The 24,323-nt window shown below is 29.5% G+C and carries 23 protein-coding genes; 11 read left to right on the forward strand and 12 right to left on the reverse strand.

Annotation, left to right across the window (positions count from 1 at the left end):
• Positions 1-15: 15 nt before the first annotated feature.
• The 7 genes from H0I30_RS02085 to H0I30_RS02115 form a co-directional block, all read right to left on the reverse strand.
• Positions 16-597: a methyltransferase domain-containing protein gene (locus tag H0I30_RS02085; RefSeq protein ID WP_218772661.1), complete on the reverse strand. Its 582-nt coding sequence runs from the start codon at positions 595-597 to the stop codon at positions 16-18.
• A gap of 35 nt (positions 598-632) precedes the next feature.
• Positions 633-1,136 carry a hypothetical protein gene (locus H0I30_RS02090; protein WP_218772662.1) on the reverse strand — a complete coding sequence of 168 codons (504 nt, stop codon included), beginning with the start codon at positions 1,134-1,136 and terminating at the stop codon, positions 633-635.
• Positions 1,137-1,673, reverse strand: coding sequence for an FMN-binding protein (locus tag H0I30_RS02095; protein WP_218772663.1), 537 nt, complete (start codon positions 1,671-1,673; stop codon positions 1,137-1,139).
• A gap of 104 nt (positions 1,674-1,777) precedes the next feature.
• Positions 1,778-2,944, reverse strand: coding sequence for a porin (locus H0I30_RS02100; protein WP_218772664.1), 1,167 nt, complete (start codon positions 2,942-2,944; stop codon positions 1,778-1,780).
• A gap of 156 nt (positions 2,945-3,100) precedes the next feature.
• The gene (locus tag H0I30_RS02105) at positions 3,101-4,642 is read right to left on the reverse strand and encodes a bifunctional UDP-sugar hydrolase/5'-nucleotidase (RefSeq protein WP_218772665.1); all 1,542 of its coding nucleotides are present in this window, start codon (positions 4,640-4,642) and stop codon (positions 3,101-3,103) included.
• Between the two features lie 33 nt (positions 4,643-4,675).
• Positions 4,676-5,422, reverse strand: coding sequence for a hypothetical protein (locus tag H0I30_RS02110; RefSeq protein ID WP_218772666.1), 747 nt, complete (start codon positions 5,420-5,422; stop codon positions 4,676-4,678).
• 63 nt (positions 5,423-5,485) lie between these two features.
• Positions 5,486-6,343, reverse strand: a complete 858-nt coding sequence (locus H0I30_RS02115; RefSeq protein WP_370624057.1) for a hydroxymethylglutaryl-CoA lyase — start codon at positions 6,341-6,343, stop codon at positions 5,486-5,488.
• Between the two features lie 199 nt (positions 6,344-6,542).
• Between H0I30_RS02115 and H0I30_RS02120 the strand changes: the two genes are divergently transcribed.
• The 3 genes from H0I30_RS02120 to H0I30_RS02130 are packed head-to-tail and all read left to right on the forward strand — an operon-like array spanning position 6,543 to position 8,686.
• Positions 6,543-7,109 (forward strand): RNA polymerase sigma factor, encoded by a 567-nt coding sequence (locus H0I30_RS02120; protein WP_218772667.1) that lies wholly within the window; start codon positions 6,543-6,545, stop codon positions 7,107-7,109.
• Complete coding sequence (locus H0I30_RS02125) at positions 7,099-7,629, forward strand: hypothetical protein (RefSeq protein WP_218772668.1); 531 nt, start codon at positions 7,099-7,101, stop codon at positions 7,627-7,629. Before H0I30_RS02120 ends, H0I30_RS02125 begins: the two co-directional genes overlap by 11 nt.
• A complete protein-coding gene (locus tag H0I30_RS02130; RefSeq protein ID WP_218772669.1) occupies positions 7,613-8,686 on the forward strand; it encodes a hypothetical protein in 1,074 nt (357 codons plus the stop codon). The genes H0I30_RS02125 and H0I30_RS02130 overlap by 17 nt, the downstream gene beginning before the upstream one ends.
• Here the strand turns inward: H0I30_RS02130 and H0I30_RS02135 are convergent.
• The gene (locus H0I30_RS02135; RefSeq protein WP_218772670.1) at positions 8,676-9,332 is read right to left on the reverse strand and encodes a lysoplasmalogenase family protein; all 657 of its coding nucleotides are present in this window, start codon (positions 9,330-9,332) and stop codon (positions 8,676-8,678) included. The two genes, H0I30_RS02130 and H0I30_RS02135, sit on opposite strands and share 11 nt — an antisense overlap.
• A gap of 50 nt (positions 9,333-9,382) precedes the next feature.
• Here H0I30_RS02135 and H0I30_RS02140 point away from each other — a divergent pair, with 50 nt between their 5' ends.
• On the forward strand, positions 9,383-10,111 hold the full coding sequence (locus tag H0I30_RS02140) for a head GIN domain-containing protein (RefSeq protein ID WP_218772671.1): 729 nt from the start codon (positions 9,383-9,385) through the stop codon (positions 10,109-10,111).
• 72 nt (positions 10,112-10,183) lie between these two features.
• Here the strand turns inward: H0I30_RS02140 and H0I30_RS02145 are convergent, their stop codons facing one another.
• Positions 10,184-12,823 (reverse strand): valine--tRNA ligase, encoded by a 2,640-nt coding sequence (locus tag H0I30_RS02145; protein WP_218772672.1) that lies wholly within the window; start codon positions 12,821-12,823, stop codon positions 10,184-10,186.
• Positions 12,824-13,010: 187 nt separating this feature from the next.
• On the opposite strand from H0I30_RS02145, the gene H0I30_RS02150 reads away from it, so the two are divergent.
• Complete coding sequence (locus H0I30_RS02150) at positions 13,011-13,418, forward strand: DUF1573 domain-containing protein (protein ID WP_218772673.1); 408 nt, start codon at positions 13,011-13,013, stop codon at positions 13,416-13,418.
• A 51-nt stretch (positions 13,419-13,469) separates the two neighbouring features.
• Here the strand turns inward: H0I30_RS02150 and H0I30_RS02155 are convergent, their stop codons facing one another.
• Positions 13,470-14,705, reverse strand: a complete 1,236-nt coding sequence (locus H0I30_RS02155) for an aspartyl protease family protein (protein ID WP_255554323.1) — start codon at positions 14,703-14,705, stop codon at positions 13,470-13,472.
• Positions 14,706-14,964: 259 nt separating this feature from the next.
• Here H0I30_RS02155 and H0I30_RS02160 point away from each other — a divergent pair, with 259 nt between their 5' ends.
• From H0I30_RS02160 to lipA, 6 genes are all read left to right on the forward strand, one after another.
• A complete protein-coding gene (locus tag H0I30_RS02160) occupies positions 14,965-16,155 on the forward strand; it encodes a pyridoxal phosphate-dependent aminotransferase (RefSeq protein ID WP_218772675.1) in 1,191 nt (396 codons plus the stop codon).
• Positions 16,156-16,159: 4 nt separating this feature from the next.
• The gene (murB, locus tag H0I30_RS02165; RefSeq protein ID WP_218772676.1) at positions 16,160-17,167 is read left to right on the forward strand and encodes a UDP-N-acetylmuramate dehydrogenase; all 1,008 of its coding nucleotides are present in this window, start codon (positions 16,160-16,162) and stop codon (positions 17,165-17,167) included.
• Positions 17,168-17,252: 85 nt separating this feature from the next.
• Complete coding sequence (locus H0I30_RS02170) at positions 17,253-17,462, forward strand: membrane or secreted protein (protein ID WP_218772677.1); 210 nt, start codon at positions 17,253-17,255, stop codon at positions 17,460-17,462.
• 110 nt (positions 17,463-17,572) lie between these two features.
• The gene (locus H0I30_RS02175; protein WP_218772678.1) at positions 17,573-18,136 is read left to right on the forward strand and encodes an RNA polymerase sigma factor; all 564 of its coding nucleotides are present in this window, start codon (positions 17,573-17,575) and stop codon (positions 18,134-18,136) included.
• An 85-nt stretch (positions 18,137-18,221) separates the two neighbouring features.
• Entirely contained in the window at positions 18,222-19,442 is a 1,221-nt protein-coding gene (locus H0I30_RS02180; RefSeq protein WP_218772679.1) for an Nramp family divalent metal transporter, read from the forward strand.
• A 40-nt stretch (positions 19,443-19,482) separates the two neighbouring features.
• On the forward strand, positions 19,483-20,352 hold the full coding sequence (lipA, locus tag H0I30_RS02185) for a lipoyl synthase (protein ID WP_218772680.1): 870 nt from the start codon (positions 19,483-19,485) through the stop codon (positions 20,350-20,352).
• A gap of 583 nt (positions 20,353-20,935) precedes the next feature.
• Here lipA and H0I30_RS02190 read toward each other — a convergent pair.
• Together H0I30_RS02190 and H0I30_RS02195 are read right to left on the reverse strand one after the other, a co-directional pair.
• On the reverse strand, positions 20,936-22,297 hold the full coding sequence (locus H0I30_RS02190; RefSeq protein WP_218772681.1) for a pyridoxal-phosphate dependent enzyme: 1,362 nt from the start codon (positions 22,295-22,297) through the stop codon (positions 20,936-20,938).
• 753 nt (positions 22,298-23,050) lie between these two features.
• Positions 23,051-24,286 (reverse strand): FtsX-like permease family protein, encoded by a 1,236-nt coding sequence (locus tag H0I30_RS02195; protein ID WP_218772682.1) that lies wholly within the window; start codon positions 24,284-24,286, stop codon positions 23,051-23,053.
• Between the last annotated feature and the right edge of the window lie 37 nt (positions 24,287-24,323).

Below are 24,323 nucleotides of genomic sequence, written 5' to 3' on the forward strand. Positions count from 1 at the left end.
TATGATATTTAAAAACTACTTTTTGTGAAGCATAACAAACAACTCCATACCTTTTCTATTATGATACGAATTATAGCAAGACTCCATTTTTGTTATCTTAAAATAAGGTTTAAAGTAAGATAAATATTCTTGTTTATTTCCACCAAAAGGCGGATGATCTTCATTTAGTTTTGCATCAAATAACAAACCAACTAACTTTCCGTTTTCATTCAATAAATCATTCATTTTTAAAGTATATTTCACACGTAAAATCGGATCTATGGCACAAAAGAAAGTTTGTTCGATTATCAAATCAAATGTAAAATTTACATCAAAAAAATTAGCATTAATTAATTGTGATGAAGGAAATTTTGGAACTCTTTTCTTCAGGTTATCTAAAGGCTCTTTAGATATATCAACTACAGAAACATTTTTAAATCCGTTTTTAAAAAGATATTCTGCTTCATAAGAATTTCCTCCTCCAGGAATTAAAATTTTTAGTTCTTTGTTTTCTAGTTGATCAAAATAAGCTTTTAAAGGTGGAGAAATAGCACCTAAATCCCAACCAATTTTATTGGACTTATATTTATTTCCCCAAAAATTTGCAGATAAATCCATTTATTGAATATCTTGTTTTAGAAATAAGGTACACTTTATTCTAAAGTCAACTTCTTTTTTGATATAATTTGACTAAAAATCATTAAAACTGCTGTTCCGAAAGAAAGGGTCATTAGTAAACCTGAAATCATAATAATATATTTCATCCAAGTAATACCTGTCCACATTAAATAAATACCACCAAAAGTACAAATGATTGATATAAAAGGTTCAATCATTAAAAATAATTTTAATTTTTTATTGATACTTGTTGTAGATACAATTACAGCCAATAAAAAGAAAATTACCGAAAGCGATAAAATATGATTGTGTACTGTTGTTTTTATTTCTCCTGCAGATTTTTTAAACTTCATTGTGGTAGCCTCTTCAACATCTTCGTTTCCTAGATAACGTTCTTCTATTCCTGTTGGATTAGAATTTGTTGTATCTCTAACAAATGATATTCCGCCAAAAAAACCAATACTTAAAGTGCATATAAAAGCTAGTATTAATAATTTTATTTCTTTCGGAAATTGATGAATTAGACCGTGAATTTGCATTTACAATACTTTATTTTGATGAAGGATTTCTAAATTTTGAAGGAAAGTATTAACTGCAATTGTCATTGAAGAAGCCGAAATTGTTGCTCCTGATATTGCTATAATATCTTTTTCGTATTTTAAAGTATCTTTTGATGTTTTACCTATAAATTGTTTTAACCAACGCTTACTACCTATTTCGCCACCATAATCTTCGCGGTATATTAATATCTTCGTTTTTATTACAATTAATTCTTTATCTAATAAAACCAAATAGTCAAACTCATCAGTTTTACTTGGTGCTTTATCAATAAAAGCAAATCCTAAAACTTTATCACCAATTGTAATCTTTAGCAGGTTTTCTTCGGTAATTCTCCCTTTCAACTTATTGCTAACTACTTCTGGAACAATAACTTTACTCAACGAAAACTCATCAACATTAAATGTTTTTTTAATTTCTTTTTCAACTTTTTTCTGTAAATTTTTAGGCATACTAAAAGACAACAGCCCTAAAGAAGTAACGATACATAAGAAAAGTACTACAAAACGATTTTTCATACCGCAAAAATAATTAGAATTAGTCTAAATAAAAAACAAAAACCGAACCAAATTTTAAAAAATTGGTTCGATCTCTACAAATAATAACAAACTTTTAATTTTAATTAGAACCAAACACCAAAACCTAAGTTTAATTGTTTGATTGTTTGACTACCGTCAACTGCATTATTTTTAAATTGGTAATCTGCCTTAAATGCAGCTCCTGGTGCTACCTTATATGTTAAACCAAATGTCCACTCATCACGATCATAAGCTAAGTTTTCAGCTAAACCACCATCTGTAGCTGCATGTGTATTATAATCTTCATATCTAGCGAATGCGATTAACTGTTGCTTTTTATCTTGAGCTAATAAATTATAAGCTGTTTCTAAATACCAACCTTGTAATGCACTTCCTAAATCAGAACCGTAATAAGCATTATATTCTTCACTATCTGTTACATTTGCATGAATAAACTGACCTCTTGCTGAAAAACGTTTGTATGCATAACGAGCATCTAAACCAACCATTGCAATACCAACATCTGACCCTTCAATATCTTCAACAGCCTTTTCTGATTGTGTTCTACCAAAGTATCCTGACAAACCTAAACGTAAGCCTGGTAATCCGTAATAATCTACTTTACCTGAAAAATTCACATTATTCATCATAGATTCAGCACCTTTCTGACGTCCGTTACGAAATCCGTTACTACCTCCTAAATATTTACCATCATTATCAGAAATAAATCCGTTAAAAACATATGCTTGGTAACGTAAAGACGCTTCATCCCATCTACCAGAAACTCCTAAACCAATTTCTCTCCATGTTGTAGGTACAATCGATTTATCCATACTTGGTCTTTCAACTCCGTTAAAAGTAGTTGGTTCATGGTATTCATTTACAATACCCATTGGCACTAGCATTAAACCTGCTCTTAAGTTAATATTATCTGTTAAAGTATATTGTAAAAAAGCTTGTTCTATGTATACTTCTTTTACGTGTTCAAATTCAATTTCTGTAACAAACTGTGTTCTTTCGTTAAATTTATAACCAAATAACATTACAACTCTGTGCACGTCTAATTTTGCATTTTCTCCTGTAGCTCTATTATAATGAGCCTCTGCATAACCTCCTACAGTTAATCCTTTTTGACTTAAATTAGAAGACAAAATACGCTGTGCAGCATTCTGTTGACTTTGTGGGTTTGTAGGAATACTATCTTGCGGAGCTGATTGTGCTGTTGCGAATAATGATGCAGTTAGTAACACTGCAAAAAATACTTTCTTCATCTTTATTTAGATTAACTTTAAATAATTAATTGTTTTACGGGTGCAAATGTAAAAGAGTTAATCAATTTAACAAAGCTTATTAAGATTTATTTTAAATAAACTTTAACATATTATTTAAAATAAATCTTAATAATTTAAAAATCAAAAAGTTATTGTTTAATTATTTTTCAAGTAAGTAATAATGGCTTTACGAATATCAAAGCTTAATTCACTTTCTTTTGGTTTATAAACCGAAATAACATCTGGATTTTTATCAGATAAACCAGGAATATCTAATCCTCTTAATAAATAATCTGAAAAAGCTACTGTATATACTTTATCTAAATTTATAGGTTCATTAGCTATTTGCCAACTCTCATCTACTTTATTTGCATTGTAACGCTGTAAATAAGCACCAGTACCTGCGGCATTAAAACCGTAATCTAAAACTTCTTTTAGTAAGTTTCCTTTAATTTCAACTTTTAAAACAGCTCCACCATAAGGTAAAACTCTAAAAATATCTATAACATTTATCTCCCCTTCTAAAACATCATCAATACGAACAGAACCTCCGTTTACTAAAGCACAATCTACTTTGTTATCATAAGCAAAACTCATTGCTTTTGTAATAATTTGCCCCATATTAGTTTGCACACTTCTTATAGCTGTTTCTGTTGCATCTAAGGGCGTTTTTGCCTTATAAACTACTTCATACGGATTTGGTACTATATCTTGAATTTTGTTCTTTAAAATTCCTTGCCATTTAGTTACAATCTCTCCGACGTTTTTATCTGCTGGAATTTGATCGTTAATCTCTTTTAATTCTGATTTTAATTCAACTTTTTTTGTTGCTAAATCATATTCAAATCTATGAATGTAAGCTGTTTTTGCATTTGCATCTGCCTTTGCTATAATTACATCTTCTACATGTTCGTAAGTATTAGTATGCTCATGTCCACCCATTATTAAGGGGATATTAGGAAACATTTCTGCTACTTTCTTGTCTTGCTCTAATGTTAAATGCGTTAAACCTATAACAACATCAACATTATCTTTTATATCATTATAAGCTCTTTGTATTTCTTCATACATATCTCCATAAAACACATAACCTTTCGGATTTGACGGAATACAAGCGCTTATAAAACCTACTTTTAATTTTGTACCATCTTCATTATCAAATTCTTTAATGAAAGAATCTTTAAGGTTTTCTTTTTTTTCTTTGATAACTTTATGGAAATAAGAATGTTCTCCATCTTTATTATGCAATACATTTGATGAAATCCAATCGAAATTACTTTCATTTAATCTTTCTTGCAAACTCGTATAACTTAAATCTAGCTCATGATTACCAAAAGCAACAAGATCAAAATTCATCGCATTCATTACTTCAACCATTTGCTTACCTCTTACTCGAGAACCATCAACTTTCATGGTTCCGATTAATGAAGGATTCAAAAAATCTCCTGCCAAAACAAGCATGGTATTTTTATTTTCTTTTAATAAATTTTGATGTACGGTTTCTACTCTAGCCATTCCTCCGAACTTTCCTCCCTGAATAGGTGCTATTTCATAAACATCGTTTAATTGCAGTATATTAAAGTAAGTTTTTCCTGCTTCTTTTTTAAATTGATGAGCAGCATTGGTGTTTTTATTAGAAGTACAACCTATTATAAAGATTGTTAGTGTAACTATAAATATAATTTTAACTTGTTTCATTGTGTGTTTTTTAATGAAGCAAATTTACATATTCTAATGAAGATATTTACGGGTATTTTGTCTAATCATTTTTCTATATGCTACCAATTCTGGAAATTGATAAAAGAAGTTTATTTTTTTGTGTGCAGTTGTTTTTGGTCTTCTAATTTTAGATCTTAAAACAAAGGCAGTCCAACTTTCTACAATATCCTCTTCAGGGCTTTCGGCTGCATAATCAGTTAAAAACTCCGAGCGGTTATTATTGTATAAATCATATAGTTTTTCGACACAGTTTGCTTCTGTAAAGCAATATTCTTTCTGAATTGTATCCCAGCGGGTTAATAAATTACCTTTCCAAAATAAGTTTACAAACTTATTTATATAACTATCCTTGTACGCCTCGCCTTCTAGCGTTAAATACAACTCACCCTCTTGTTGTTCTTGTTTTTTTGTTGGTCTTATTTGAGTTTTATTCAGTGTTAATAAATGACCAAATTCATGAACCATCGTATAAATAGATTCATGTAATCTTTTTTTATCTCTAGATTTTAAGTTAACATCTTTAACATCTATTTCTAACTGCCATTTATCATTTCTAGAATTTAAAGAAACCAATGCTCCGGTTTTTTCATCAACACCATCAGTCATTAAAACAATTCTTCTTACAAACCTTGTTGTTAACTCTTGTGGAAAAATTCTATAAAACTCTTTCCAATAATCGTTTGCTAAATCATTTTTATTAGACCTGTTTTTTATCAATTCTCCGTTTCGAATTTGCCATACTCCTATCCTTTTGTCCATTTGAGATTGACAAAGTGATGTGAAAACTAGAAAAAGTATGATAAATTTAAACTTCATATTTTATTAAAAAACTTCAAGTGCCTTGTTGTAAGCACTTTCAAAACTCATTGGTTTTATATTTGTTGTTACTTTATTTGCCGTAAAATATGACAATAATTTTTCAGTTGGCATATTACCTGTTAAATCGTCTTTTGCCATTGGGCAACCTCCATAACCTTTAATTGCACCATCAAAACGATGACATCCTGCTTTAAAAGCTGCATCTACTTTTTCATGCCATTTTGTTGGTGTTGTATGTAAATGCGCACCAAATTCTATTTGCGGATAGCTAGGTATTAGGTTCGAAAATAAATAGTCTATATCCTTAGGTGTTGAGCTACCAACAGTGTCTGATAATGATAAAATTTTAACGCCTAAATTAGATAGTTTTTCTGTCCATTCTCCAACAATTTCAACACTCCAAGGATCTCCATAAGGATTACCAAAACCCATTGATAAATACGCTACAACTTCTTTATTAGTTCTATTTGCTATCGCTAACACTTCTTTTAACGTATCTATAGACTGATCTATTGTTTTATGCGTGTTTCGCATTTGAAAGTTTTCTGATATCGAAAAAGGATATCCTAAATAATCTATCTCTTCAAACTGGGAAGCATCATTTGCGCCCCTAACATTCGCTACAATTGCTAACAACTTACTTGTTGTTGTTGATAAATCTAATTTTGATAAAACCTCGGCAGTATCTCTCATTTGAGGAATTGCTTTTGGTGATACAAAACTTCCAAAATCTATAGTATCAAATCCAACTTTTAAAAGTGAATTGATATATTTTGCCTTTGCTTCTGTAGGAATAAAATGACTTTTAATTCCTTGCATTGCATCTCGCGGACATTCTATAATTTTTATACTGTCAATCATTATGCCAAATATACATATTTTGATTCGGTTTATTAAACCTCATTTTTCTTTAACATATTAAAAATTACAAGAAATATATTTTACTCAATTACAGATTATTACTAGTTTTATTGTATGATTTTTAGAATAAAATTTTATTTTTATCAAAATAACTGTCACAATTCAAAAACCAAATTGTCTCTAGTATAGAGTGATTTCATTGGAGTCTAAAAAAACACATATCAACCAACTAATCGAGCGCTGTAAAAAAAGCGATAGCAATGCACAAATGCAAGTGTACAATGCCTATTATAAAGCAATGTACAATAGTGCTTATCGTATTTTAAAAGACGAGTTTGAGGCTGAAGATTTAATTCAGGAAGCATTTTTAACTGCTTTTACTAAATTAAATACTTTTAAAGGTGAAGTTGCTTTTGGGGCTTGGTTAAAAAGAATTGTAGTAAATAAAAGTCTTACTCAATTAAAAAAAAATAACCGATACGAAGAAGTTAAGATGGATGTAATTCCTGATTATGAAGTTGAAGAAACGCCAATTAATTATAATTCGTTAGATGTAAAACAGGTAATGGAGAGTTTACAAAACCTAAAAGAGAATTACCGAATTGTCTTAACTTTAAATTTAATTGAAGGTTATGATTATGAAGAAATCTCTGAAATTTTAAATTATACGAACGAAAATGTACGTACCACAATATCGAGAGCAAAAAAGAAATTAAAGCAAGTATTACTCGCTAATACTAATAAAAAACAAGCATATGGAGGATAAATTACATCAGTTTTTTGATGAGAATGATTTCGATATATTCGAACCTCATTCTGGTCATTCAGATCGTTTTCAAAGAAAAATTGAAGCTCATAAAAAACAACAAAAACCACCTATTTTTTGGATTAGCATTGCTGCATCTATCGTACTAATTTTAGGTTTTCATATTGGTAATAGCCAACAACAAAACAGTTACGATCTTGCAGATGTTTCACCCAAAATGGCAGAAGCACAAAGTTTTTTTGTATCAACAATAAATCAAGAATTAAAAGAACTAGAGCAATATAGAAATATTGAAACTGAAACTATTATTGAAGATTCTTTAAATGAAATTGAAGAACTAGAAGACCATTATAAATCACTTGTTAAAGAATTAACTAAAAACGAAAATAAGCGTCAGGTTATTCAAAAAATGATTGGTAATTATCAACAAAGATTAAATGTATTAGAAAGACTTTTATTACAATTAGAACAACAAAAAAACCCTGCAAAATTAGAACTCATAGATGATGAAATCATATAAACTTATATTCCTTTTTATTCTTTTACCAATTATAATGTTGGCTAATGATAAAAAACACGAAAAAAGTAAAACGATAAGTAAAGATTTTATCGTTAATAAAAATGCAACCCTATATATTAATAACAAATACGGTAATATAAACGTAGTAACTTGGGATGAAAATCGTATTGAAATTGAGGTTAAAATAACTGTAAAAGGAAACGATTTAAGTAGTGTTGACAAAAAACTTAATTCGATAAACGTTCTTTTCGAAGCTTCTAAAGATTTAGTGGAAGCTAGGACTAAGATAGAAACGATTAAATCTAATTGGTTATGGGGAAATAATGATAATATTAACTATAAAATTAATTATTTTATAAAAATGCCCATTACCAATAATGCCGATTTAAATAATAAATATGGTGCTATAGAATTAGATAAACTTAAAGGGAAGGCTAATTTAAATTGTGATTACGGAAACATAAATGTAGATCAGTTATTGAATGATTCGAATACTATTAATCTTGATTATTGTGGTAGTTCTGAAATTAACTTCATAAAGTCTGGGAGTATCAATATTGATTATTCTAAACTAAAAATAGATAAATCTGAAACGTTAAATGTGAATGCTGATTATTCTACTGTTAAAATAGGAAATACTGAGAATTTAAACTTTAATAGCGATTATGGTAGTATTTCTGTAAATGATGTTAAAAATATTTCTGGTAGTTCTGATTACGCCGGAATATCAATCGGAACATTAAGAAAAAAACTTAAAATTAATACAGAATTTGGAGGTATTAAAGTAGAAAACATCATGAAAGGCTTTGAAGAAATTATAATAGATGGTAGCTACGCTGGTATTAAACTAGGTACTAGCAACGATAATAATTTTAACTTCACTATTGATTTAGATTATGCAGGTTTTAATTACCCTGAAAGCAAGGTTGAGTTATATAAAAGTATCAAAAAACATACATCAAAATATTACGAAGGTGTTTATGGGAACGATAATTCTAAATCAACCATTATTATAAAATCTAAATATGGAGGAGTTTCTTTAAAAACTAAAGACTAGATTTTTTATCTATCATTGATAAACAAATTAAATATCTTGCTATGTAATACATTATAGTGTAAACTATTACAAGAAGAATATGGTAATCTAAAAATTTATTAAAAGCTATTAAAATATCAGCAATGACAATTAGTAAAATACCAAATAAAAAGAACATATTCTTTTTATTCATTGCCTTTAAGTAATTAAAAAAAGACAGTCCTATCATTATTGCAGAAGTTATTCCCATTAAAAAAAAAGGCAATGATATTTCTTGAATATAAGGTTTTAACAAAACAAAAATCGTTATAAATAAAAGCAAACTTGGTATTAAATATGTTAATAAAATTTTAACCGAAGTATTAAACAATGCTTTTCTTGCAAGAATTATATATAAGAATCTATTTATTAATAATAATAAAATTCCAAACATCATAAAATCATCATCGAAGATTAAAAATGCATCAGAAGCAATAGAATTCATTAATATGAATACATAAAAATAATTTATTTTTTTAGAAGAGCTTAAATATAAAAATGACAAAAACATCAACGAAAAAACCTTGATAACCATCTCTGTAATTGATTTATCTGTATCAATAAAAAATAAAGATAGCAAACATGCTGAAAAATAAACTAAGCTGTATGCTTTAAAACTTCTTGACATATTTTTATAAAAACTTAAAAGTAACTAATTATAACTCAAAAAACAATAAAATGAAAAAACAACTTTTTACAATTATTATAGTCTTATTATCAGTATCTATCAATGCACAAAGTTGGTGGAGTTCTAAAAAAGTTAAAGGAAATGGAAACGTTATCACAAAAACCAGAACAATCAAAAACTTTGACAAAGTAAGTATTGGTGGCTCTTTTGATGTAAATTTAGTCGACGGAACTCAAGGGAAAATAACGCTAGAAGGAGAAGAAAATATATTACCATACATTGAAACAATGGTAAAAAATGGTAAATTAAGTGTTCAATTTAAAGAAAACACAAATATTAAAACCACTGAACGATTAGTTGTAACAATTCCTTTTGAAAGCATTCACGCTGTTTCACTGGGCGGTTCTGGTAATATAAACGTCAAAAAACGTATAAAATCAGATGAAGCATCATTTAACATTGGTGGTTCTGGTAATATTACGGCTAATGTTGATGCCAATACCGTAAAAACATCAATTGGTGGCTCTGGTAATATTAAATTAAAAGGAAATACTGATAACTTTAAATGCTCTATCGCTGGATCAGGAAGTGTAAATGCTTATGAATTAGATACAAATAGTTTAAAAGCAAGCATTGCCGGATCTGGAAGTGTACAAACCACCGTTTCTTCTAAAATAAAAGCAAGCATTGTTGGCTCTGGAAGTGTTTATTATAAAGGAAATCCTAAAAACATTGATACAAGTTCAATTGGTTCTGGTGATGTAATTGATAAAAACTAATCTGTAATTTATTTATAAAAAAAACCGCAAAGCATGCAGCTTTGCGGTTTTTTATTTTTTACTAAATATGTTTTAACTTAAACTAGCTAAACTCGCTTTAATCGTTTTTATTTTTGCCAATGAATCAGCTTCTTTTTTTCGTTCGATAACAATTACTTGCTCTGGTGCATTGCTCACAAAACGCTCATTAGATAATTTTTTCTGAACTCCAAATAAAAATCCTTCAGCTCTTTTTAACTCAGCTTTTAACTTAATTATCTCAGCTTCTACATCGATATTCTCTAAAGATATCGGTACAAAATACTCGTTCGATTTTACTCTAAACGAAGCAGCTCCTTCAACCTTATCTGTTACATAATTAATTATAGAAGCGTTTGTTAACTTCTGTATTATTGCATCAAAATCAGTAGTATATTTTTCATTATTTACAACCGATAATTCCACTGCTTCTTTAAACGAAATATTTTTATCTTTTCTTATCGTTCTAATTCCCGAAATAATTTCTGTTGCAAAATCAAAATTATCAACTAAATCGTCATTTACAGTTTCTAACTTCGGATATAAAGCGATTACTAAAGCCTCTTCTGGAGTTCTTTCAGTAATATGTTGCCAAATTTCTTCTGTTAAGAATGGCATAAACGGATGTAATATTTTTAAGTTATTTTCTAAAACTTCTATTACCTCTGCATATGTTTTAGCATCAATTGGTTGCTGATAACCTGGCTTTACAATTTCTAATAACCACGAAGAAAAATCATCTGTAATTAGTTTATAAATAGCCATTAATGCGTCCGATAAACGGTATTTAGAAAAATGATCTTCTATTTCTACTAATGCTTTTTGAAACTTAGCTTCGTACCATTCTAAACCTATCTTAGCTGTTTCTGGTTGCGCTAAACTAGCATCTATTTCCCAACCTTTTATCAAACGGAAAGTATTCCAAATTTTATTAGAAAACCCTTTTCCTTGCTGACATAAGTCTTCATCAAACATTAAATCGTTACCTGCAGCAGAGCTTAATAATAAACCAACTCTTACTCCGTCTGCTCCGTACTCATCTATAAGTTTTAAAGCATCAGGTGAATTACCTAATGATTTAGACATTTTACGACGTTGTTTATCTCGCACTAATCCTGTTAAATAAACATTCTCAAACGGACGTTCATCTTTATATTCGTAACCTGCAACAATCATACGTGCAACCCAAAAGAATAAAATATCTGGTCCGGTAACTAAATCGTTTGTTGGATAGTAATATTTAATCTCTTCGTTCTCTGGATTATTAATCCCGTCAAAAACACTCATTGGCCATAACCAAGAAGAAAACCAAGTATCTAAAGCATCTTCATCTTGTCTTAAGTCAGATGCTGACAGCGAAGTATTCTTAGTTCTGTCTTGTGCTAATTTCACAGCTTCTTCAATAGTTGTTGCAACTACAAAATCTTCTTTTCCGTCACCATAGAAATAAGCAGGAATTTGCTGTCCCCACCATAATTGACGTGAAATATTCCAATCACGCACATTTTCCATCCAATGACGGTAAGTATTTTCGAATTTCTTCGGATATAAAGTAACCTCACTATCTTCTCCTAAAACAGCTTCAATAGCAGGTTTTGCTAAATCTTCCATCTTTAAAAACCATTGATCCGATAATCTTGGTTCAATAACAGCTTTTGTTCTTTCTGATGTTCCTACTTTATTGGTATGAACTTCAGTTTTCACTAAGATCCCTTTTTCTTCTAATTCTTTTACAATAGCTGTACGCGCTACAAAACGATCTTGTCCTTTATAATGTAATCCGAAAGAATTTAAAGAAGCATCATCATTAAAAATATCAATTACTTCTAATTTATGCTTATCTCCAAGAACTTTATCATTTTCGTCATGTGCAGGCGTAACTTTTAAACAACCTGTACCGAACTCAACATCTACATATTCATCTTCAATAATCGGAATTACTCTTCCGCAAAGCGGAACAATTGCTTTTTTACATTTTAAATGTGTAAAACGCTCATCGTTTGGATTGATACAAATAGCGGTGTCTCCAAAAATAGTTTCCGGACGCGTTGTTGCAATCGTTAATTTATCTTCAGATCCTTCTATTTGATATTCTAAATAATAAAGGTTTCCTTGTTTTTCTATATGAATAACTTCTTCGTCAGAAAGTGTTGTTTTAGCCTCAGGATCCCAATTTACCATTCTATAACCACGGTAAATTAATCCTTTATTGTATAAATCAACAAAAACTTTAATAACAGATTCAGACAACGCCGGATCCATTGTAAAAGCAGTTCGTTCCCAATCACAAGATGCTCCTAATTTTTTTAATTGATCAAGAATAATTCCTCCATATTCATTTTTCCATTCCCAAGCATGCGCTAAAAACTCTTCACGAGTTAAATCATTTTTATCAATTCCTTGCTCTTTTAACTTACCAACAACCTTTGCTTCGGTAGCAATAGATGCGTGGTCTGTACCAGGAACCCAACAAGCATTTTTACCTTGTAAACGTGCACGACGAATTAACACATCTTGAATTGTATTGTTCAACATATGCCCCATGTGCAACACTCCTGTAACGTTTGGCGGCGGAATTACAATTGTATATGGCTCTCTATCATCTACTTCAGAATGAAAGTAATTATGCTTCATCCAGTAGTCATACCACTTCCCTTCTACTTCTTTAGAATTATATTTTGATGGAATATTCATCTGTTTTTTATATCTTTATAACCAAATTAGTAAGCTTTGTGCTTTTTTGGCATTATTTTTGAAATTCAATTAAGCAAAAATACAACTATCTCTGAGGTACAGAAAATAAGATGTAGATTTTTTTAAAACTAAAAAAATAACCCTAAATTTGTGGTGCTTTTAAGCCCCTAAATTAAATTTATCAATTATGAAAACAATTTTATCAATTATTGCTGTTTGTTTTATCACATTAACAGTAAGCGCTCAAGAATTTAAATTTGAAACTGAAACTATAGACTACGGTAAAGTAGGTCTTGGTTCTGAAGGAACACGTACTTTTGAGTTTACGAACGTAGGTGATGCTCCTTTAATTATTAAAGATATTAAGTCTACTTGTGGATGTACTGTTCCTAAAAAACCTGAAGCACCAATTATGCCAGGACAAAAAGGACAAATTGAAGTTTCTTATGACACTAAAAGAGCAGGTGGTTTTTCTAAAGCTATTACTGTAATCTCTAATGCTAAGAAATCAAGAACAATGCTTAAAATTAAGGGGTTTATTTCTAAAGATGTAGTTCCTGTAAAAACAAAGACAATAATGAGTGATATTGAATAAACTATCCTTTTAAATATAAAAAAAGCGTCAATTTAAAAATTGACGCTTTTTTTATATCCTTTTTTCTAATCTGAACTCAAAATTTAAATTCACTCCTAACCTTTCTATTTTCATCTTTATCTTTCTATTAGGCTTTGTTTGAAAGATATGTAAAATCTCACTTAACTCAAACTCATAAGCTTTTTTACCATTTATAGACTTTATAACGTCACCTCTTAAAAGACCAACTCTTTCAGCTGGAGACCCCTTTACAACTCTATCTATTTTATACTTCGACTTAAATTTATAATAATAAGTATCTACAAATGAAATAATATTATTTTTATTCGATTGATTATTCCCATAAGAATCCATCACTTTTGTTTTTCTTTTTTGTTTTACTAATTCTTGGCCGGCATAAATTAAATGTAAACCACTCATATTATAATAAAAACCATCTTTTAATGATGCACTCTTTTTTAACGTAACTGTTTTATTCGGATAATTTATCCAAATTTTAAATCGCTTTAAAATATTACCACCTATACTTCCATTTCTTTCTTTAAATTGACGTGCACTAAAAGTTGATGTAGCGTCTAAAAAAGAAACTGTAGGTTTATTTATTAAAAACTTACCTAAAGAAACATGAGGTATTTTACTCCTGTTTCCATAAATAGTTCCGCTAATTCCTTCTCCTAAAATATCTTTAAAGTGTTTTATTGGAGTCTTAATAACTTCTTTAGTGTCTTCAAACAACCACATAGCGTCCGTACCTCCTGTATCTATCAATAACTTTACAGCTATCTCTCTATTTTTTATAGTATCAATTCTTGCTTTAACATCTATGTATGGTTTGTTTCTATAAAATTGTAATGGAAAAATTTCACATTTTCTACATTTAGATTTCTTATAGGTTTTCGGATTATAAAAAGTAACTCTTTTGCTATTGTAATTAATTTTAACAATAACATCTTTTAATAAATCGTAACCTATAATACCATGAATAGTCGTTCCCATTTTTGCTGATAAACTAAAGGCATCATTTAAAACAACATATAACTCTTGGTTTGAACTTAATATGTTTTTAACTCTAAAATCATTTCCTTTAGATAATAAAGCTTCTACTGGTTCTCCGCTTCCCAAACCTCTTATCGATACTTTTTCTACATTATTTAAACCAACACTATCCTTTTCAGATAAATTAAATAAAATGGTTTTATTTACACCTGTATCTAAAATAAAAGATAATTTATGTCCGTTTATTTCTAAGGGAATAATAATTAAATTATTTATTAATTTAAATGACAATTCTTGCTTATTCTTGTTCAGCCCATAAAACTGAAACTTAGCTTGAGAATAAAGAGAGTAACAAAAAAAAGAACCGATAATAAAAAGTATATATTTTTTCAAACAGAAGGGTGTTAATGATTAATCTTAAATATACAATCTTCAATTTATAATTTTATTGTTTTATGATTTTTTTAACCTTTAACTTTCATGCACTACTAGTTCTTTAAATGAAAAATAATTCGCAAATTTGCCTTTTAAACAACTAATTCTATTTACAATGCCACATATTTCTAGAAAAGGAAGCATTATGCCTCAATCACCAATTCGTAAATTGGTGCCTTTTGCTGAAGCTGCTAAAAAAAACGGAACTAAAGTTTTTCATTTAAACATAGGTCAACCCGATATAAACACGCCTCAAGTTGCACTTGATGCTGTTAAAAACAATACTATTAAGGTTTTATCATATGCGCGCTCTGAAGGTTCTGAAGAATACAGAACCAAATTAGCGAATTATTATGCTAAAAATGATATACACGTTAATGCTAACAATATTGTAGCTACCACTGGTGGTTCTGAAGCTTTATTATTTAGTATTGGTAGTATTACAGACCCAGGTGATGAGATTATTATACCAGAACCTTTTTATGCCAATTATAACGGATTTTCTACTGCATCTGGAGTAACAGTTGTTCCTGTTATATCTAAAATAGAAAACAACTTTGCTTTACCGGCTATTGAAGATTTCGAGAAATTGATTACTTCAAAAACAAAAGCAATTTTAATTTGTAACCCAGGAAACCCAACAGGATATTTATACAGCAAAGAAGAAATCGAAAAATTAAAGCAAATTGTATTAAAACACGATTTATTTTTAATTGCTGATGAAGTATATCGTGAGTTTACCTACGATGGTGTAAAACACAACTCTATAATGTCTTTAGATGGCTTAGAGCAGAACGCTATTATGATCGATTCTGTTTCTAAACGTTATAGTATGTGTGGTGCAAGAATTGGTTGTATCGTTTCTAAAAACGAAGAGTTTATTAGCACAGCTATCAAGTTTGCTCAGGCACGTTTAAGTCCGCCTACTTATGCTTTATTAGCTAGTGAAGCAGCTTTAGAAACTCCTCAAATTTATTTTGATGAAGTTATTGAAGAATATCAAGATCGTAGAAACACTTTAATCTCTGAACTTCAAAAAATCGACGGAGTAAAAATTGCCAATCCTAAAGGAGCATTTTACTGTGTTGCTGAATTACCTGTAGCCGATACTGATAAGTTTTCACAATGGTTATTAGAAGATTTTAATAATAATAACGAAACCATTATGGTAGCACCTGCAAGCGGATTTTATTCAACCGAAGGAGAAGGTAAAAACCAAGTTCGTATCGCTTATGTATTAAATAAAACAGATTTAATACGTTCTGTAGAAATTTTAAAAACTGCTTTAAAGCAATACAATAAATAATTTATTGAACATTCAAGAAAACATATCTTTAAAAGAATACAATACGTTTGGTATTAATGTAAATGCCAAACGTTTTGTTTCTATTGATTCTTTTTATAGTCTACAGCAGCTTTTAAAAATTGAAAAAGATGTTTTTTTAATATCTGGAGGAAGCAACATGTTGCTAACTAAAGATATTGATAAGCTTGTTGTACACATTAATATAAAAGGAATTTCTATTGATAGAGAAAGCAACAATGATATTTACCTAACCGTAAATGCTGGTGAAAATTGGCATGAATTTGTATTATGGTGTGTTTCTCAAAACTATGGAGGTCTTGAAAACTTATCTCTAATTCCTGGTAATGTAGGTACTTGTCCTATTCAAAATATTGGCGCATACGGTGTAGAAGTAAAAGATACAATTACACGTTTAGAAGCTATTGAAATACAAACAGGAAAATTAATTGAGTTTTCGAATACTGAATGTGAATTTGGATATCGAAATTCTATTTTTAAAAACATCCAAAAAGGAAAATACATTATTACTGCTGTTAGTTTTAAACTTACTAAAAACCAGCATAAACTGAACTCCACTTACGGAGCTATTGAAACGGAATTATCTTTAAAAAATATTAAAAATCCTACTATTAAAGATATTTCTGATGCAATTATTACTATTCGTCAATCAAAATTACCAGACCCTAAAAAAATAGGTAATAGCGGTAGTTTTTTTAAAAACCCCGTAATATCTAGAGCTCATTTTCTAAATTTAAAAAAAGAGTTTCCCGAAATTCCAAATTACCCAATATCTAAAGATACTGTAAAAGTACCTGCAGGCTGGTTAATTGAAAAAAGCGGATTTAAAGGAAAACGTTTTGGTGCATATGGTGTACATGAAAAACAAGCCTTAGTACTTGTTAATTACGGAGGCGCAACTGGTGGCGAAATTTATGAATTAGCTCAAGAAATTCAGAGTACTATTAAAAATAAATTCTCTATAGATTTAGAAATTGAAGTAAATATTATTTAATTAAATCAGTTACTTTAAAATTATTTTTACAAAGCAATTCTCTAAAAAAGGGAATTCGTATCTTTGCAATACTAAATTATATAAAATGAAACTACTCTTTGTTACTATCGGATTATTGGCCATAGCTTTTGCAGGAATCGCTATAAAAATTTGGGCAAAAAAAGACGGAGAGTTTGCTGGTACTTGTGCTAGTCAAAACCCTATGCTTAACGAGAGTGGTGAAGCTTGTGGGTTTTGCGGAAAAACACCTGATCAGTTTGATACTTGTGCAGAGCCCGAACACAAAAAAGATTAAATAAATTATTCTACTATTGTCCTTACAGCTTTTTTTAGCTTAAACATAACATTTTTTTGGTATTGCGCTAAATGATTAAATTTATCAAATACAATTTCTAGACCTATATATTGGAAATAAATAAAGACAAAGTTTTAAAAAACATTCAGCTAGCTAAAGAAGGTAATCAAATTTCTTTTAATTTTTTGTTGGATACCTTTTGGAGCTCTGTATACCATTACCAATTGTCTAAAATAAAAAATGACAATGATGCTGAAGATATTACTATTCGTACTTTTTCTAAAGCTTTTGATAAAATAACTACTTTTAATGAAGCCTATGAATTTAAAACGTGGTTGATTAGTATTTCTAAAAACGTATATATTGATTCTTTAAGAAAGAAAAAAACATCTCTTTTAACAGAAACAACTAAAGAACAAGAAGAAGCTGCTTTTCGAATTATAGACAACGCACCTTCTCCTGAAGATAAAATTATTACAGAACAAAATTTAGCAAAACTTTTAAGAGATATAAAAAAGTTAAAACCAAAATACCAAGAGGTTATAAATTTGCGTTTTTTTCAAGAACTTAGTTATAAAGAAATCTCTGAGAATATTGGTGAACCTATTAACAACGTAAAGGTTAAATTACTGAGAGCTAAAAAATTATTAGCTGAAATAATAAAGAAGTCTTAACTTACCATAATTTTAGTTTTCAAATTATATAAAAATATAATCTCTACTAAAAAGACTTTTACAAAAATATCCCCAGCATCTTTACATGAAAAAATCTATTTTAAACACACTTGGTCCAGGATTTTTATTTGCTGGTGCAGCTATAGGTGTGTCTCACTTAGTACAATCAACAAGAGCTGGTGCCGATTTTGGTTTTGGATTACTTTGGGCATTGTTAATTGTAAATATTTTTAAATATCCTTTCTTTCAGTATGGTCCGCGTTATGCCGCTGCTACAGGCGAAACTCTTTTAGATGGTTATAAAAAATTAGGTAAAAGTGTTTTAATCAGTTATTACATTTTAAATTTTGCGACTATGTTTACCATTCAAACAGCAGTTACAATTGTTACTGCTAGTTTGGCTTCTACTATTTTTGGTTTTACCAACGACCTCGTAGTATGGTCTGTAATAATAACGGGGATTAGTATTGTTCTTTTAGGAATTGGGAAATATAAATTACTTGATAATTTAATAAAATATATTATAATTATACTAATCATAAGTACCATTATTGCAGTAAACGTAGCTTTATTTAGTACACAAAAAGGATTTAATTTTCAACAAATAATACCAAGTGGAACGGCACAAATTACCTTTTTAATTGCTTTTTTAGGATGGATGCCTGCCCCTTTAGATGTTTCTATTTGGCATTCTTTATGGACTGTAGAAAAGAGTAAAACAACATTTGAGCAAATTAAACCAAAACATGCTATTTTCGATTTTAATGTAGGTTACATTGCAACATTCTTTCTAGGAGTTTGTTTTGTGATGCTTGGCGCATTTGTTATGTATCAATCAGGAGAATCTTTTTCTAGCAAAGGAACTATTTTTGCTTCACAACTAATAAACTTATACACTAAAAACTTAGGTGAATACTCTTATTTATTTATAGGTATTGCAGCCTTTACAACCATGTTCAGCACTACTTTAACAACTTTAGATGCATCACCAAGAGCCATGGCAAAAACATCAAACTTGTTATTTAACAAAAAAATTAAGCTCAGTTATTGGTTTTGGTTAGTTTTATTAGCTTCTGGTACTTTTATCATATTAAAATACTTTTTAGCAGACATGGGCTTTTTAGTTAAAGTAGCCACTGTTTTATCTTTTTTAACAGCACCTTTTTATGCTATTTTAAATTACATGCTTATTACCAGTAAACATACACCTAAGAAAAATCAACCAAAATTATCTTTACGCATTTTAAGTATTGTTGGTATGATTTTTTTAGTGGGATTTAGTATTTGGTTTTTAGTCAATTTATAACGCTTTTTCTTCGTAAATTTGCTTTTCAATTTTTATTACAATGGCAAACGAATCTGTAACATTACCAGAAAGAGTAAAAAAACCAAAATGGTTACGTGTAAAATTACCTGTAGGTAAAAAATACACGGAATTAAGAAGTTTAGTGGACAAGTATAAATTGAATACAATTTGTGCTAGTGGAAGCTGTCCGAACATGGGAGAATGTTGGGGAGAAGGAACGGCTACTTTTATGATTTTAGGAAATATATGTACTCGTTCTTGTGGTTTTTGTGGTGTAAAAACCGGTAGACCAGAAACTGTTGAATGGGATGAGCCTGAAAAAGTAGCACGCTCAATTAAATTAATGAGTATTAAGCATGCTGTTTTAACCTCGGTAGATAGAGACGATTTAAAAGATGGTGGTTCTATTATTTGGGCAGAAACTGTAAATGCTATTCGTAGAGCAAATCCGAATACAACTTTAGAAACATTAATTCCTGATTTTCAAGGAAACGAAAAACAAATCGACAGAATCATAGAGGTTGCTCCTGAAGTAGTTTCTCATAATGTAGAAACTGTTCGTAGATTAACGCGTGAAGTTCGTATACAGGCAAAATACGATCGTAGTTTAAGTGTTTTAAAATATTTAAAAGATAACGGAATGCGAACTAAATCTGGAATTATGCTAGGTTTAGGGGAAACCGAAGAGGAGGTTATTCAAACCATGAAAGATTTACGTGGTGTAGGTTTAGATGTAATTACTATTGGGCAATATTTACAACCTAGTAAAAAACACTTACCTCTTAAAGAATTTATTACTCCAGAGCAGTTTAAAAAATATGAAACTTTAGGTTTAGAAATGGGCTTTATGTATGTAGAAAGTGGTCCTTTAGTAAGATCTTCTTATAAGGCGCACAAACATGCTAGCTAACTTTAATGATTCCTTAACATTTTAACTTTTTAAAGTTAAAAAAATGTCAAATATTTAAAATTTAAAGAATTTACTTAGTTTTATATTTAATTTTGCAGAGTACTTATTAAACAAGTATATGAAAAGAGCCTTGTAAACTGTTTTCATTGTGTAAATTATTTGAATTAATTGATTAATAAAATTCCATTCGTATGAATGGAATTTTTGTTTTTATGACTTTTTTATTACAACTAACTCCTTTTCATAAAGTTTTATTTTTTCTTCAAAAATATATAAGCTAACAACCCCAAAGCTAATTGCTAATAAATCAATACTTAATTAACTTCATCAATAAAACTATATCTTGATAGTGTTTATTTTAAATATATCACAAACAAAACAAGTAAAAATGTTAATTAATAATAAAAACAGCATTCTTTAGCTACAAAAATTACGAAAAACACTTTATGGCACAATACTTGTAAAAGAGTATTTGAAGACAGCTTTGTAAACTGTTTTCATTGTGTAAATTATTTGAATTATTTGAAAAACAAAAATCCCACTCGTATGAGTGGGATTTCGTTGTTATAAAAACAACGTAATATTAAATAGCGTTTATAATATCGTATTTAGTAATAATATGATGTTTACCATTTTCTAAATCGACTAATACAGCTTGATTTTCTTTTGTTATTAACTTAGAAACCTCATCTACAGAAGCTGTTAATTTTACAATAGGATACATTGCTTCCATTACTTCTTTTATAGGCGTATCTGCAATATTTTTATCCTCTATATAAGCATGTAATAAAACTGATTCATCTAAAGAACCTACAATACCTTTTGAATCACTTACCGGAATTTGTGATATTTTAAAATCACGCATTCTTTCAATAGCATGAGAAACCAATTCTTCTGTTTGTACCGTTATTAAAGGCTTATCAATATGTGATTGTATTAAATCTTTTGCGGTAGCCACTTCTTTTTCTTCTAAGAAACCACGCTCACGCATCCAATCATCATTAAACATCTTTCCTACATACCTCGTTCCGTGATCATGAAATATAACAACCACTACATCATCTTTCTTAAAATGATCTTTTAATTGTAACATTCCTTTTATTGCCGAACCTGCTGAGTTACCAACAAAGATTCCTTCTTCTTTTGCTATTTTACGAGTATAAACCGCAGCATCTTTATCTGTAACCTTTGTAAAGCCATCAATTACTGAAAAATCTACATTTTTTGGTAATATATCTTCTCCGATTCCTTCAGTGATATACGGATAAATCTCATTCTCATCAAAAATACCTGTTTCATGGTACTTTTTAAATACAGAACCATAAGTATCGATACCCCAAACTTTCACATTCGGATTTTTTTCTTTTAAATACTTAGCTGTTCCAGAAATTGTTCCTCCTGTTCCTACTCCAACCACTAAATGCGTAATTTTACCTTCAGTTTGTTCCCAAATCTCTGGTCCTGTTTGCTCGTAATGTGCTAATGCGTTACTTGGATTGTCATATTGATTTACATACCAAGAATTAGGAGTTTCTGACCCTAAACGTTTAGAAACCGAATAATACGAACGAGGATCTGTAGGTTCTACATCTGTAGGACAAACAATAACCTCAGCTCCTACTGCACGTAAAATATCCATCTTTTCTTTAGATTGCTTATCAGAAAGAACAAAAATACATTTGTAACCTTTTATAATTGCTGCTAAAGCTAACCCCATACCAGTATTTCCCGAAGTTCCTTCAATAATAGTTCCTCCTGGCTTTAAGCGTCCGTCTGCTTCTGCATCTTCAATCATCTTTAACGCCATTCTATCTTTTATAGAGTTTCCTGGGTTAAAGGTTTCTACTTTAGCTAAAACTAAAGCATCTATTTCTTTTGTTACAGAGTTTAACTGAACTAATGGCGTGTTACCTATAGTTTCTAATATGTTTTTTGCGTATTTCATTTCTTAATTTTACAGTTGCAAAGGTAATTTCTTTTTGGGCGTTCCACAAGTGTCGTGCTTTTCATTACTCGCTTTTTTTAGTTTTGTTCTCGATACCAATTTGTTCATCCTTCACAAATTAACTTTAACTAAAATAAAAAAGAGCTCAAACAGACCATTCAATCACTAACGCAGCATATTTGTTAAGGTTTTTGTATTAAAAAAAATTAGCTGTTATATTTATTATTGCTAAAATAGTTCCCGATACTTTTTTATTCCGCTTTCCTTCATAAAAACACTCGAACTGACATCTTTTTTAAAAAATTAGTATTTGTAAGTAAAAAATATTTTGATAAGAACCTTAAATTTATACTCTTTGTTTTACTTCCTATTGTCACTTCGAGTGATTTCGATGCAAGAGAAATCTTATCGAGAAATAATTGTTATTGAAATAGTTCTCGATACTTTTTTATTCCGCTTTGCTTCATAAAAACACTCGAACTGACATCGTGCGTTAAAAAATCAGTATTTATAAGAAAAAAATATTTTAATGAGAATTATAAGTTTTAATTCTTCTTTATTCTTTCTATTGTCACTTCGAGTGATTTCGATGCAAGAGAAATTGTATCGAGAAATAATTATTTATAACTTCATAAATATGTTTAGCCCCGATTGTAGCATTTGTTTGAGCTCCTCGCAGAGAGCGAGTGCGAAAAGCGGGAAACAGCTTCTAAAAAAATGTTTTAAAATAAATGTGTCTATTAAAAATCGTTTTTAAGCAAACTTAATGGATTTTGAAGGCTGTATTTTTGTGATGATGTAAGACGGAATAATAAGCATTAAGAAACACAGTAAAAGCGTTCCTAAGCTCAATAGAATTATTGCCCAGAAGCTAATACTGACAGGTATTGTTGCTACTGAATATGTTTCGGGATCTAAGCTGATAACTTTAAAATATTTTTGAATTAATAAGATTGAAATTCCTATTAAATTTCCCCAAAACAATCCTTTTAAAATTAAATAAGAGGCATTGTATAAAAATATTTTCTGAATACTAAAACTAGCACTTCCTAAGGCCTTTAAAACACCTACCATTTGCACTCTCTCTAATATTAAAACTAACAGCGCTGTTATCATGTTAATACCCGCTATTAAAATCATAATGCCGATAATAAACCACACATTATTATCAAAAAGTTTAATCCATTCGAAAATTAAAGGATAATTTTCGACAATCGTTGTGCTGTTTAACGTTGATCCTATCGTACTATATATTTCATTACCTTTTGCTGTTAGTTGATTAAAATCATCAATTAACACTTCAAATCCGCCTATCTGATCATCGCTCCATCTATTAATTTGACGCACCTCTCTAATATCACCAATTAACATTGTTTTATCAAACTGCCCAAAACCTGTATTGTAAATTCCCACAATAATTGGCTTACGCATTTTATATTTTAACCTACTTTTTTCTGCGCTAAATAAGGTTTGTATCGTGTCGTTTAATTTAAAATGCAATCGGTTTGCAATAGATTCTGAAATTAATATTTCTTTATTTCTATTTTGATTAAAGTTTGGTAATCGTCCTTGGGTTAAATATTCTTTAAAAAACGTAAAATCGTAATCAGAAGAAACACCTTTAAAAACAATCGCTTCAAAATCGGTAGGCGTTCTAATAATACCACCAATATTACCAAAAACCTGAACGTTTTTAATACCTTCTATATTTTTAAATTCAGGGTAAAAATCTTGATTTATACTGATAGGAACTGTAGATATATCAGAATTATTAGTATCGTAATTTACAATTTGAATGTGACCTTTAAAACCGGTCATTTTATCACTTATTTTATTTTGAAAACCAGCCGCTATTGATACTGCTATTAACATAATAGCAATACCTAAAGTAATAGCAATCGTAGCAATTTTAATTATTGGCGATGAAATACTACTTTTATACTCCTTACCTGCAATGATTCGTTTGGCTATAAATAATTCGAAATTCAAAAGTTCTCTTTTTTAACGGTATCAAAAGTAATTAATT

Source organism: Tenacibaculum sp. AHE14PA (assembly GCF_019278465.1).
Taxonomy (GTDB): Bacteria; Bacteroidota; Bacteroidia; order Flavobacteriales; family Flavobacteriaceae; genus Polaribacter; species Polaribacter bernardetii.

Excerpts from the sequence above, each read along its gene's own strand:
- H0I30_RS02085 (WP_218772661.1), bottom strand. The coding sequence starts at position 597 with ATGGATTTATCTGCAAATTTTTGGGGAAATAAATATAAGTCCAATAAA.
- H0I30_RS02090 (WP_218772662.1), bottom strand. The coding sequence starts at position 1,136 with ATGCAAATTCACGGTCTAATTCATCAATTTCCGAAAGAAATAAAATTA.
- H0I30_RS02095 (WP_218772663.1), bottom strand. The coding sequence starts at position 1,673 with ATGAAAAATCGTTTTGTAGTACTTTTCTTATGTATCGTTACTTCTTTA.
- H0I30_RS02100 (WP_218772664.1), bottom strand. The coding sequence starts at position 2,944 with ATGAAGAAAGTATTTTTTGCAGTGTTACTAACTGCATCATTATTCGCA.
- H0I30_RS02105 (WP_218772665.1), bottom strand. The coding sequence starts at position 4,642 with ATGAAACAAGTTAAAATTATATTTATAGTTACACTAACAATCTTTATA.
- H0I30_RS02110 (WP_218772666.1), bottom strand. The coding sequence starts at position 5,422 with ATGGACAAAAGGATAGGAGTATGGCAAATTCGAAACGGAGAATTGATA.
- H0I30_RS02115 (WP_370624057.1), bottom strand. The coding sequence starts at position 6,343 with ATGATTGACAGTATAAAAATTATAGAATGTCCGCGAGATGCAATGCAA.
- H0I30_RS02125 (WP_218772668.1), top strand. The coding sequence starts at position 7,099 with ATGGAGGATAAATTACATCAGTTTTTTGATGAGAATGATTTCGATATA.
- H0I30_RS02130 (WP_218772669.1), top strand. The coding sequence starts at position 7,613 with ATGATGAAATCATATAAACTTATATTCCTTTTTATTCTTTTACCAATT.
- H0I30_RS02135 (WP_218772670.1), bottom strand. The coding sequence starts at position 9,332 with ATGTCAAGAAGTTTTAAAGCATACAGCTTAGTTTATTTTTCAGCATGT.
- H0I30_RS02140 (WP_218772671.1), top strand. The coding sequence starts at position 9,383 with ATGAAAAAACAACTTTTTACAATTATTATAGTCTTATTATCAGTATCT.
- H0I30_RS02145 (WP_218772672.1), bottom strand. The coding sequence starts at position 12,823 with ATGAATATTCCATCAAAATATAATTCTAAAGAAGTAGAAGGGAAGTGG.
- H0I30_RS02150 (WP_218772673.1), top strand. The coding sequence starts at position 13,011 with ATGAAAACAATTTTATCAATTATTGCTGTTTGTTTTATCACATTAACA.
- H0I30_RS02160 (WP_218772675.1), top strand. The coding sequence starts at position 14,965 with ATGCCACATATTTCTAGAAAAGGAAGCATTATGCCTCAATCACCAATT.
- H0I30_RS02170 (WP_218772677.1), top strand. The coding sequence starts at position 17,253 with ATGAAACTACTCTTTGTTACTATCGGATTATTGGCCATAGCTTTTGCA.
- H0I30_RS02180 (WP_218772679.1), top strand. The coding sequence starts at position 18,222 with ATGAAAAAATCTATTTTAAACACACTTGGTCCAGGATTTTTATTTGCT.
- lipA (WP_218772680.1), top strand. The coding sequence starts at position 19,483 with ATGGCAAACGAATCTGTAACATTACCAGAAAGAGTAAAAAAACCAAAA.
- H0I30_RS02190 (WP_218772681.1), bottom strand. The coding sequence starts at position 22,297 with ATGAAATACGCAAAAAACATATTAGAAACTATAGGTAACACGCCATTA.